The organism is Thalassotalea agariperforans (genome assembly GCF_053470345.1).
On sequence record NZ_JBQMWH010000005.1, the window covers coordinates 38,289 to 51,003 of the forward strand.

9 protein-coding genes are annotated in these 12,715 nt (G+C 37.5%); 7 read left to right on the forward strand and 2 right to left on the reverse strand.

All coding sequences use genetic code 11. From position 1 onward, the window contains the following. The first annotated feature begins 29 nt into the window (after positions 1-29). Positions 30-773 carry a class I SAM-dependent DNA methyltransferase gene (locus ACSLUO_RS08735; RefSeq protein ID WP_448248009.1) on the forward strand — a complete coding sequence of 248 codons (744 nt, stop codon included), beginning with the start codon at positions 30-32 and terminating at the stop codon, positions 771-773. Between the two features lie 149 nt (positions 774-922). Here the strand turns inward: ACSLUO_RS08735 and ahpF are convergent, their stop codons facing one another. Both ahpF and ahpC read right to left on the reverse strand, forming a co-directional pair. Next, positions 923-2,488, reverse strand: a complete 1,566-nt coding sequence (ahpF, locus tag ACSLUO_RS08740) for an alkyl hydroperoxide reductase subunit F (RefSeq protein WP_448248011.1) — start codon at positions 2,486-2,488, stop codon at positions 923-925. Between the two features lie 119 nt (positions 2,489-2,607). Then, complete coding sequence (gene ahpC / locus ACSLUO_RS08745) at positions 2,608-3,171, reverse strand: alkyl hydroperoxide reductase subunit C (RefSeq protein ID WP_448248013.1); 564 nt, start codon at positions 3,169-3,171, stop codon at positions 2,608-2,610. 266 nt (positions 3,172-3,437) lie between these two features. Between ahpC and ACSLUO_RS08750 the strand changes: the two genes are divergently transcribed. The 6 genes from ACSLUO_RS08750 to ACSLUO_RS08775 all read left to right on the forward strand — a co-directional run bounded on the left by ACSLUO_RS08750 (position 3,438) and on the right by ACSLUO_RS08775 (position 12,642). Continuing rightward, positions 3,438-4,871 carry a catalase gene (locus ACSLUO_RS08750; protein ID WP_448248015.1) on the forward strand — a complete coding sequence of 478 codons (1,434 nt, stop codon included), beginning with the start codon at positions 3,438-3,440 and terminating at the stop codon, positions 4,869-4,871. Between the two features lie 317 nt (positions 4,872-5,188). Then, positions 5,189-6,100 carry a hydrogen peroxide-inducible genes activator gene (locus tag ACSLUO_RS08755; RefSeq protein ID WP_448248017.1) on the forward strand — a complete coding sequence of 304 codons (912 nt, stop codon included), beginning with the start codon at positions 5,189-5,191 and terminating at the stop codon, positions 6,098-6,100. Between the two features lie 145 nt (positions 6,101-6,245). Next, positions 6,246-6,383: a hypothetical protein gene (locus tag ACSLUO_RS08760; protein ID WP_448248019.1), complete on the forward strand. Its 138-nt coding sequence runs from the start codon at positions 6,246-6,248 to the stop codon at positions 6,381-6,383. Between the two features lie 532 nt (positions 6,384-6,915). Continuing rightward, the gene (locus ACSLUO_RS08765) at positions 6,916-8,112 is read left to right on the forward strand and encodes an ABC transporter substrate-binding protein (RefSeq protein WP_448248021.1); all 1,197 of its coding nucleotides are present in this window, start codon (positions 6,916-6,918) and stop codon (positions 8,110-8,112) included. Position 8,113: 1 nt separating this feature from the next. Beyond that, on the forward strand, positions 8,114-11,401 hold the full coding sequence (locus tag ACSLUO_RS08770) for a hybrid sensor histidine kinase/response regulator (RefSeq protein WP_448248022.1): 3,288 nt from the start codon (positions 8,114-8,116) through the stop codon (positions 11,399-11,401). A 128-nt stretch (positions 11,402-11,529) separates the two neighbouring features. Then, positions 11,530-12,642, forward strand: a complete 1,113-nt coding sequence (locus tag ACSLUO_RS08775) for an endonuclease/exonuclease/phosphatase family protein (protein WP_448248024.1) — start codon at positions 11,530-11,532, stop codon at positions 12,640-12,642. The last annotated feature ends 73 nt before the right edge of the window (positions 12,643-12,715 follow it).

Genomic DNA, 12,715 nt, shown 5'->3' on the forward strand with positions numbered 1-12,715 from the left:
AAAATACTTCCGCTCAATTTCAGGCTAAAATGTCCGCCAACGCTTTATATACCGACCTCTCCGGTTATTACGATTTAATGTGCGCCAATATTAATTATCATGCGCAAAGTTACAGTATTAATAGATTACATCAAATATTCGGCAACAAGGGTAAATTACACCTTGATTTAGCCTGCGGTACTGGTCCGCATGTTCGTCATTTTATTGATTTAGGTTATCAAAGTTATGGGCTTGATCTTAATCAGCCCATGTTAGAGATAGCAAAAACACGTTGTCCAGAGGCCCATTTTAGCGAGCAAAATATGAGCGAATTTACCGTCATTGAACCTGTAGATTTAATCACCTGTTTTTTATATTCATTGCATTACAATGATGGCACGGAAAACCTCAAAGCCTGTATTTCAAGAGTCTACAATGCGCTCAACCCACAGGGTGTTTTTTGTTTTAATGCGGTTGATAAAGATAAAATTAGCAATAATCTATTTGTAAAACATAGTGCTGAACAAAATGGCTGTTTATTTACTTTTCAATCCGAGTGGAATTACTCTGGCCTTGGTGACAAACAATCATTAAAACTCAGTATTCAAAAAACGACAAGTGAAGATAAGCAAGTTTGGCATGATGAACATCCGATGGTTGCTTTTAATTTCAAAGAACTAAACGATATTCTACAGCCATATTTTGAAGTTCATGTCTTTGAGCACGACTACGATAAAATCATGCCTTGGCAGAAAAATTCAGGCAACGCCCTTTTTGTTTGTGTGAAAATTTAATCACGCATAACAGCGTACTTTAAGTGCAAACCGCGCTAGTGAAGGCTAGCAACTTTCAATATTGGGCTTTTAAAGAAACAAGCGATAAAAAACCTGAGCTCATTAACCCGAGCTCAGGTTCATTATTCTTTAATATTTTCTGGTGGTTATTAACTCTCTCGCACTAAATAGTCAAATGCTGACAGTGACGCTTTTGCGCCTTCGCCCATTGAGATCACTATTTGCTTATAAGGAACCGTGGTAACATCACCGGCAGCAAAAATTCCCGGCGCTGATGTCTGACATTTTTCGTCAATAATAATTTCACCATGTTGAGTACGTTCAACCACGCCATTTAAAAAGGCACTGTTAGGTAATAATCCAATTTGCACAAAAATGCCGGATAAACGTTGTTGTTTTAACTCACCGGTGTCTCTATCTTCATAAGCCAATGCCACCACTTTCCCATTTTCAGCAATCACCTCTTTGGTGGCGGCATTTTTGATAATGGTTATTCTATCGTGCGCCAGCGCTTTTTCTACCAGCACTTGATCAGCTTTTAATTGAGGTAAAAATTCAAACACTGTGACATGATTAACCATACCAGCTAAATCTAATGCCGCTTCAATACCCGAATTACCACCACCAACAACCGCAACATCTTTGCCCTTAAAAAAAGGACCGTCACAATGTGGGCAGTACGCAACACCTGCACCAATATTCTCTTTTTCGCCTGGCACACCTAGCTCGCGCCATTTTGCCCCTGTGGCAATGATCACGGTTTTAGACTCAATCACTTCACCACTAGAAAGATGTAATTTTTTTGGTGTTTTATTAACTGTGTCGCCTTTATCTATGTGATCAACACGCAAAAATTCTTTTATGGTAATATCGTAATCACTCAAATGAGCTTGCATATTACCCGTTAGCTCAGCTCCTGTTGTTTTAGGCACCGATATTAAGTTTTCGATCCCTACCGTATCTTTAACCTGACCACCAATTCGATCAGCGATCATAGTAACATTTAAACCTTTACGTGCCGCATAAATAGCTGCTGCCACGCCAGCAGGACCCGCACCAACAACCGTAACATCTTGCAATGGTAATTGCTCGGTTTCAGCCGCATTAACTATGTACGGAAAACGCTCAATCAGCTTATCAACTAACTGCGCAGTATCTATTTTACCATTAGCGAATAATTTGCCATTCAAATAAACACTTGGTACACCTTGAATATTGCGTTCATCAATTAACGTTTTAAACAAACCTCCATCAATCATTTCAGTAGTAATATTGTCATTTAATAACGCAAACTGATTTAACGACTGCACAACATCAGGACAATTATGACAACTAAGCGATATGAACACTTCAAAATGTAGCGGGTCAGTTATTTTGCGCACCATGTTAGTTAACGTGCTATCAAGTTTAAGTTCCGTGCCTGATGATTGTAAAATAGCTAAAATAAGTGAATTGAACTCATGACCACTTGGGATCCCCGAAAAATGAACACCATTATTTTTTCCTGCCACTTCTAAATAAAAAGTGATCGGGCTGCGTAGTCCTTCATCACGCTCAATCAGCGCTAAATTTTCAGATACGGAACATAATTGAGTTAGAAATTCTACTAACTCTGCACGTTTGTCATGCTCACCCGTTTGTATAACAAGTGAAACTTTATGGTTCATGTTTTGGGTATAATTTTTTAATGCGTTTAAAATTTCGTTGCTTAACATAGGGCGACCTTATTTACTGCGAACACTTGATTAACATAAAATAAGTATTCTGGTTGAAGAATATTAATGCATTGGCGGAAACCTAAGTTATCCGCCAAGCTTTACGATGAAGGAAGCGTTTAGATTTTACCGACTAAGTCTAAACTTGGTGTTAACGTAGCCTCACCTTGTTCCCAAGCTGCTGGACATACTTCGCCATCATTTTCGCGAACATACTGCGCAGCTTTCACATTACGCACCATATCTTTTGCACTTCGGCCAATACCACCAGCATGAATATGAGCAACTTGAATAACGCCGTCAGGATCAGCTAAAAAAGTACCACGATGTGCCATGTGATCTTCTTCAATCATGACATCAAAGCCACGTGTGATAGTGCCTGTTTGGTCCCCTAACATTGGAAATTTAATTTTACCAATCGCCTCTGAAGAATCATGCCATGCTTTATGTGAAAAATGCGTGTCAGTTGATACGGCATAAACCTCTACTCCCAACTTTTGCAACTCTTCATACTGATTTGCCATGTCTTCTAGTTCAGTTGGACAAACAAAGGTAAAGTCTGCTGGGTAGAACAAAAATATTGACCACTTACCTTTAACACTGTCTGATGTTACTTCAACAAACTCACCGTTATGGAATGCTTGCGCTTTAAATTCTGGGATAGTTTTGCCTATTTGAGCCATGAGTATTTCCTCGTTTATTGTTAGGGTTAATGACCCTAATTACTATTGTCTTTGCTTTGTTTCAAAAGCTGCTTTGCTTTCGATGTTGGTATATTAAAACGGCGGTAACGATAAATAAATTTGATAAAATTGATATTTACATTCTAAAAAACAGAACGTTAATTAATAACCTTGCGCTTGATAATATTGAATGTTCATCTAAGTTTATTAAGTAACCTAAACTCGAGATAAGTAGCTATCTATAACAACTAAGGATGAGGTCGATAATGTCTAAGAAAAAATTAACAACCGCTGTCGGTTGTCCGGTTGCCGATAATCAAAATGTGATGACCGCTGGGCCAAGAGGCCCTCAACTTTTACAAGATGTCTGGTTTTTAGAAAAATTAGCGCACTTTGATCGGGAAGTTATTCCTGAGCGCCGTATGCATGCCAAAGGCTCTGGCGCTTTTGGTAAGTTCACCGTCACTCATGATATAAGCCAATATAGTCGCGCTAAAATTTTTTCAGAAATAGGCAAAGAAACTGAATTATTTGCCCGCTTTACAACAGTTGCAGGAGAACGAGGCGCTGCTGATGCCGAACGTGATATTAGAGGATTTGCCGTTAAATTTTATACCGAAGAAGGTAATTGGGATTTAGTGGGAAATAATACGCCGGTGTTTTTTTTACGAGACCCACTTAAATTTCCCGACCTCAACCATGCAGTAAAACGTGATCCTAAAACGAATATGCGTAGTGCCACCAATAACTGGGATTTCTGGACATCGTTACCCGAAGCATTACACCAAATTACTATTGTTATGAGTGATCGAGGTATTCCTGCAACCTATCGCCATATGCATGGTTTTGGTAGCCACACCTTTAGTTTTATTAATGCTAACAATGAACGTTTTTGGGTCAAGTTTCATTTAAAATCTCAACAAGGTATTAAAAACCTCACCGACGCAGAAGCAGAAGCTGTTATCGGTAAAGACCGTGAAAGCCATCAAAAGGATCTTTTTGAGTCGATTGAAAATAAGGATTTCCCAAAATGGACTTTAAAAGTGCAAATAATGCCGGAAGCTGATGCCAAAAAAGTTACTTACAACCCTTTCGATTTAACCAAAATCTGGCCACATAAAGATTACCCGTTAATTGAAGTTGGTGTAATGGAGTTAAATCGTAATCCAGAAAACTATTTTGCCGATGTTGAGCAATCAGCTTTTAACCCGGCAAGTGTTGTTCCTGGAATAGGCTTTTCACCCGATAAAATGCTCCAAGGACGTTTATTTTCATATGGTGATGCCCAGCGCTACCGCTTAGGGGTAAATCATAACCATATACCAGTCAATGCACCACGCTGCCCCGTCAATAGCTACCATAGAGACGGATTAATGAGAACAGATGGAAACCAAGGAGCAACCATTGGTTATCAACCCAATAGTCATGGCGAATGGGCTGAACAACCTGATTTTTCAGAACCACCACTTGACATCACAGGTTATGCTGACCGCTGGGATCATCGGGAAGATGACGATTATTTTTCCCAAGCGGGAAATTTATTTCGTTTAATGACACCTGTTCAACAACAAGCGTTATTTGATAATACCGCGGGTTCAATGGCTGGCGTTCCTGATGAAATCAAATTACGACATATTAAACATTGTACGGCGGCTGATCCTGATTATGGTGCTGGTATAAAAAAAGCCCTTGGCCTATAAATTATTTGTTAAGTAGATAAATAAAAAATAGCGAGTACGCCGATAGCTGTACTCGCTAATAATTAAAAGACATTGCATCGGCTACTCACATACTTTTTATCCCATCATCTAAAAAACATATCCTTTTAGATATACCCTATCAGCATAGCCCTTAAAGCTGAATTCAATTTGAGATATTTGGTTAAACAATGGGCTAAACTGTTTTCTACGAACAGGTTAGAAATTAGCTTGAAGATAACAAACGATTTTTATCGTGCTTAATTTAGCATAACTAACTAAAATGACATTTACGTTCAATAAAATTAATCGTTCAAGATATGATTTCATTCAAACAGCTGCACTACGCATTAGCTATTGAAAAAACCTTACACTTTAAAAAAGCCTCTGAAGCATGTAATGTTTCTCAATCTGCATTAAGTACAGCAATCAATGAACTCGAAAAACAGCTAGGCACCACGATATTTGAACGAAATAATAAACAAGTATTAGTCACTAATAATGGTCAAAAAATTCTCGATAAAGCCAAAAAAATTAAATTAGAGTTAGACGAACTAATACAAATATCACAAGTCAATAAAGCCCCTTTTACCAGTTCAATGACCATAGGGGTGATCCCAACCATAGGCCCTTACCTTTTACCTAAAGTATTACCAGAGGTACGCAAACAGTATCCACACTTTCAATTAAGGATCATGGAAGAACAATCACACGACTTAATCGATATGGTTAAAAATGGCGATATAGATGCTGCAATTCTTGCTTTGCCTTACCCCATTGAAGGCCTGATGAGTTTTGAATTTTGGCACGAAGATTTTTATTTGGTTTGTCATCAAGATCACTGTCCAAACAAGTTACAAGAAATTACCAGCGAAGAATTAGAAATTGAAAAGTTAATGTTATTAAAAGAGGGTCATTGTTTAAAAGACCATGCATTAGCTGCTTGCCGGTTACAAAATAAAAAACAAGACGCCGACTTTAATTCAGCAAGTTTACATACGTTAATTCAAATGGTGGCTGGTAAATTAGGGACAACACTCGTACCACAAATGGCATTAGATCAGCTGATCTATAATGACTCCGAACTTAGTGCTATTCATTTAAATGAACCCGGCCCACACCGAACAATTGCTTTTGTGATTCGGCCTAACTATGTCAGAACCAATGAATTAACCTTACTTAAGGAAATTTTCACCCAACAACTCGCCGATAAATGCAGCCAAAATAATTAAATTAGCATTTAATTAACCTTAGTCTTCAGCGCTAACATAAAACGTTCATTCTATTTTTTAGAATTACATTATTGATTTATTAAATTTTACTGAACCTTATAATCAAGCAACAATGAGTTTGTCTTAACAAAACAAGGTGAATAAAATGAAAAATATTATCAACAATCTAAAAGCAATGTTTACTTCAAACAAACAGCCAAAAGCAGCGTTTACTTGTAACTATGCAAATAATTATTATGGTGATCAATATTGCCAAGCAAACCATAAATTAAAAACTAAGTAATCATGGACTTACTTGTTATATGTCAAAATAATACCAAGCGAAAAAACACTAAAAGTGTATTAAGAGAAAACTTTATTACTCATTTATTAATAAGTTATTACTAAAAAAGTTCACCTCTAAATAGCATTGTTAAAAACGATAGCGGCTTTTTCGCTTGGTACTTTATGATATCAACTTGGCTAATTAACACACCATCATCAGCACCACACTCAAGAAAACCACTACCTCATGGTTTTAAACTCGCTGTTTATTAAACATAGTATTTCACTAACCTGTCGATAGCCTATACACAAAAGGCTAACAGCGCGGCTTAGGTTTAGGTTTAGGTTTAGGTTTAGCTACATTGTTATATCATCAAGGACAATTTATTGAAAAATTTAGTCTTTATTAAAACTAGAATGGTTATACTACAGCTATAGTCATAAATGTAAGTAACATTGAATATCAATGGTAAAGCCGTTGAACTATGCTATTTTTAAAATGACGATGGTACGTAGATATTGAAATTATTTATTCCAGATTGGATCGGAGAGTGAACACGTTGACATATCAAACCTTAGCGTTAACGCAAAAAGTAAAAATTCACACGAATAGGTATTATTATTTATTTCAAAAATGTCTACTTTTAAGTTTTTTATTGTTATGTAACTATTCTGCATCCGCCAGCCAAATTATCAACAAAGTGCCAGTACACGCGCTATATGTTCCTTTAGCTGATCATTACGCCGGTATTGTTGCATATGAACGCTACCGTAGCACTTTCAAACATGCCGACTTTTCGCTTGAACAAATGCCAAATTGGGATCTATTGAGGGCAAAGTTTCTTACCGATGACATTGATATGGCTTTTGTTATGAGCCCATTAGCAATGGATATGTTTATGCAGAAACCTGAATTTAGGTGGATAGGCTTAATGCACCGCGATGGTAACGCTCTAGCAGTAAACCGTGTTTTATTAAAACACATGAGCTTACCTGAACAACGGATAAACCGTAAACCAAACTCAGAACTGGCCCAAGCGTTAAAAATAACCGCTCATAAAAACAAAGAGCAAACGCTGATAGGAATGCCCCACCTACTCTCAACTCATACAGTTGTATTATATCAATACTTAAAAGCACATGGCCTGACCATGTCACTAATGCCAAATACCAACACAGATGTCCTTGCTATTACTGTAGCACCATCTAAATCACCGGTATTTTTAAAAAGCCAAGCCAATCGCGCTTTAACCGCAGCATTTGAGCAATCATTACCTTGGGCTGATATTGTTGAAACACAAGGTTACGGTAAAGTTGCTTGGTACTCTAAAGATGTTATGAACTGGCCCGGCGGACACGTTGAATGCATTACAATTGCTTCAGACAATGCCATAGCAGAAAAGTCCTTAGCAATTAAAGAAGTTATGACGGCAATTCATATTGCTGGCCAAGATATTGAAAGCGCTCGCATGTCTGGTGGTGCAGCTCTTGACGAGATAGTCACCATTATTCAAAAACATATGCCAGCACATACTGAAGCATCTATAAAAGCAAGCTTAGATATTAATTTACAAGTTATTAATTATAAAAACCTCAATATAGATATTGACGGATTACGCTTAATTATGGACACCGCCGTTGAAGGAAAAATTCTAAAAAAACCAATAAATATTAACGATTTTGCTAACCATCAATTTAGTTTTAGCGCTCCTATAGAGCACAACTCAACCCAGATTGGTGATCACTAATATGCCTCAGCCACGACAACATGCTATTTTTCGCTCACTTAAAACAGAGCTGACTTGTTGGTTCTTATTATTAGCACTCGTACCGTTAGTGGTTGTTTCTTCCATTGGCTATTGGCAAGCAAGAGCAAGTTTAATTGAATCAGCTGCCGAGCAGTTAAAGCAACAGTCAGAAAATAAAAAGCTTTTTATTAACAGCTGGTTTGACTATCGCTGGATGGATTTAAACCATTTAGTAGATACCGAGCTAAATGTGCACTTTTTAGAGATTTTAAGCCAAAAAAGTATTGAGTCGAAGCTACCAGCTATTGAATTTGTCCATAGTTACACTTGGGCTAAATTAGCACACACATATCAAGCTGACTTAATTGAATTTGCCCGCCGTTATGATTACATTTACGATCTTTTCCTAATTGACTCATCTGGCAATATACTTTTTTCAGTTGCTAAAGAAAGCGACTTAGGTACCAATTTAATCAATGGTGCTTACGCAAATACTTTGTTTTCATCAGCCGTGCAACGAAGTTTAGCCACGGGTGAAACTGTTTTTTCTGATTTTGAGCGTTATGCGCCCTCCGCTGGTTTAGAAGCTGGCTTTATTTCTGCGCCATTGATTAATAGCCAAGGTGAAAAAATTGGTGCCGTAGCAATACAAATTCGTCTTGATCGTATTCAAAGTGCTTTTAATGTTTTAACCAAGCACGACACCTTACATTATTTAACCGCAAGCGATGGCATACTTCGCACCACTATTGATGATGAAAATGAAGTGCTGATTCGAAATTTAGGTAATACCAATTCAGCATTAGAACCGGAGTTTACATCGGAAGGAGCAAATGTAGTAAAAAGCTATACAGGTGCACGAGGCAATAAAGTGATTGGCATTACTCACCACATAAAAGTATGGAATGTCGACTGGATACTAGTATCTGAAATTGATCAAGCTAGCGCACTAGCATCTGCAAACTGGTTAGGTAAATTTGTTTTATTTGCATTATTTATCACCGCAATCTTGGTGACCTATTTAGCTTTAATTATTTCGCGCAGAATTACTCATCCGATCAGAGAACTGGCTCAGGCAACGGAACTTATGGAAAACGGTGAATTAGATAAGCCCGTAGTATTAAACGCCAGCAACGAGATTGGCCGTTTAGTTGATGCTTTTAATAAAATGATGATATCCCGAAAAAGTCATGAAGAAGCTTTATTAACAGAAAAGCTAAATGCAGAACAAGCCAGCATAGCAAAAAGTGAATTTTTAGCTTGTATGAGTCATGAAATTCGTACCCCAATGAACGGCGTTTTGGGGATGATCTCATTAACCCTGAACAGTGAGATTAGTGCTGAGCAAAAACGAAAACTGCTGATCGCACAAAGCAGTGCGCAATCGCTACTAACCTTGATCAACGATATTTTAGATTATTCGAAAATAGAAGCAGGCAAATTAGAATTAGAAATTCTAGACTTCAACTTATCCGACTTACTCGGTGAAATAGCCACAGCAAGTGCCCTTAAATCGAACGAAAATGGCGTAGAACTTATCTTAGATATAGGACAAATACCACCGGATATGACGGTAAAAGGTGATCCTAGTCGATTACGACAAATACTCGTTAACCTACTTGGCAACGCAAATAAATTTACCAATAAAGGCGAGATCATATTAAGCGCCAATATTGAAACCTTAGGTGACTCTTTACGATTAACCTGTGCGGTTACAGATACTGGGATTGGTATACCTGAGGATAAAATTGACCATTTATTTGATTCTTTTTCACAAGTAGATGCCTCAACAACCCGAAAATTTGGCGGCACAGGTTTAGGACTAGCCATTTGTTTACGGTTAATAAAATTAACCGGGGGTGACATAAGAGTACAAAGTAAATATGGTGTTGGCTCGACCTTTGAATTTGATATGTTATTAGCGCCATCTTCTGTCATCCCAGATGTAAAACCGGCGATTTCAGCACTAAATGCCAATATACTTATTATTGATGATAACACCACTAACCGAGAAATATTTAAAGCACAAATTGAAGGCTGGGGCGGACAAGTAACCGAAGCGAATAGTGTTGATGACGCCCTTGCTATATGTCATTCGGGCTTACACTTTGATGCGGCAATTGTTGATATGCAAATGCCCGATAAAAGTGGGATTGATTTTGCTAAAACAGTAAAAGCCAACCCAACCTTAGCCAACATGAAATTATTATTGCTAAGTTCAATTGATGAGCCAGCTAAATTACCACACTTAAAGGAGCTAGGGTTTTCTGCCAGCTTAACTAAGCCTGTGATCCCCTTAGATCTCTATGAAAGTTTGTCATTTTTATTAAACTCAAAAATGACATTTAACGATCCAAAGCAAATAATAACACCAACATACTTACGCAGCTTAAAAACGGCACCAACCGAAAACTTAGCACAAACCGCTAATTGGGCTCCTACTGTCAAAATACTGTTAGTTGAAGATAATCGAATTAACCAAGAAGTGGTAAAAGGCATGTTAAAACATTTTAATTTAACCTGTGATTTTGCTAACAATGGGTTAGAAGCGCTTGAAACGCTTTTAAAATCGGTTGAAACCTCACCTTACACACTAATATTGATGGATTGCCAAATGCCAGAGATGGACGGTTATCAAGCAACTAAAAACATTCGACTTGGTAAAGCCGGTGAGCATAATAAAAACATTCCGATAATTGCAATGACCGCAAATGCAATGCAAGGTGATAGAGAAAAGTGCCTTGATGCGGGTATGAATGATTATTTATCCAAGCCTTTAGATCCTGAAAAAGTGTTAATCACATTACGCCAATGGTTAGATCATGCAGTAAACGTTAAAAGCCAAGTTGCCCCTGAAAAGACACCAGCAAAGCATCTCGGCACTCCTGAATTAGCAACAGTCAGCCAAGTTAAAATTCCTGATAACCTGAACACATTTGACTTACATAATGCACCACCAAAACTCATTAGTCGTAACCCTAAATTATTCTTAACAATATTAGCCATGTATTTAGAAGATAATCAGCAGTTTGCTGACAATTTATTACGCGAAACTAAGGCCGCTGATTTCAAAGCAGTACGGCATTTAGTTCATTCAATTAAAGGTAGTAGCGGAAATTTAGGCATAGTTAACGTTTATAAATTAGCACAAAACATGGAAGAACAACTTATTGCTAATAATGCTATTTCAATTACATCTGCCGAACAACTGATTGAAATGGTTGAACAATCATTTTACGATGCCCGCCAAATTCTGAATGAAAACGGCCAAGCAGACAAACAAAACTAAATTCACAAAAAGTTCATTGCCTACCCCGTAAACTGAATCATTTTTTTGCAACGATAAGGTATACTTAACGCTCAACATTTATCAGAGTTAACATTATCAATCTAACAGCGCAAACCGACAAAAATCAGATGTTATCTTCAACAGCAACATCATCTGCAATAACAAATAGTCAGCTTAAAATTGCAACTTTTAATTTGTTTAACTACCTTGAGCCACCAAACGCTTTTTATGAATTTGAACGTATTTATAGTGCTGAACAGTGGGCGAAAAAACAACGCTGGATCACAGACTACTTAACACAATACCAACCCGATATAATTGGTTTTCAAGAAGTATTCAGCCCTGATGCTCTAAAAGCTTTAGTACAAAGCCAAGGTTACCTTTATTTTGCGGTGGTTGATGAGCCACAAGTAATTGATGATTTTATTTATCAGCGCCCTGTCGTTGCCATTGCCTCACGTTATCCTATTGTAGAAAGCGCAGCGGTACCCGTTAATACTGAGCTAGCAACAACTTTAGGGTTAAGCAGTGATTTTTCCTTTAGCCGTAAAGTTGTAAGAGCAACTATTGATGTACCACACCTTGGTCATTGCGACTGTTATGTTGTGCATTTTAAATCTAAACGTTCAATGATTGAGTTAGACGAAACACAAACTCATCACTCACCGGAAAAGGCCATTATTGAAAACCTAAAAGCCCAAATTGCTGGTAGTTGGGGCTCAACAATACAAAGAGGCAGTGAAGCCACCTTATTAATGATTGAAATGATAGCGCGACGAGAAGCCACTAACCAGCCGATGATTTTAATGGGGGATTTTAACAACACCTTAACCGATGGTGTATTAAGTCATTTACTCACCAATACCTTACGCTTTGTTTCAACCATAGACAGTAACGCTTACTTAGCTAAATATTGTTTACAAGATGCTTGGCATTTATTTGATATGGCAATGAGCAATGAAAATAAAGCACTCGCTGAAAATAATAATGAATGTGAGCCTAAAACCACAGGCGAAGCTAACAAACCGCAGCGTGCCCCGACCCATTATTTTGGCACGAGTAGTTCAGTGCTTGATTATATTCTTTTATCTTGTGAGTTTGATGCCAGCTATCACGACAGCCTGTATCAAGTAACTGACTACCACACTTATGATCGGCATTTAATTAATCCTATTTTTGAACGAGATGGCGAAAGTACAGATCATGGGATTGTGTTAGTGACATTAACGTTAAGAGAGTAAGGTTATAAATTGAAATAACAAATCAGAAAGCATTTATTCATACAGATTAAACTTAATGTAAAAATACTTTTAA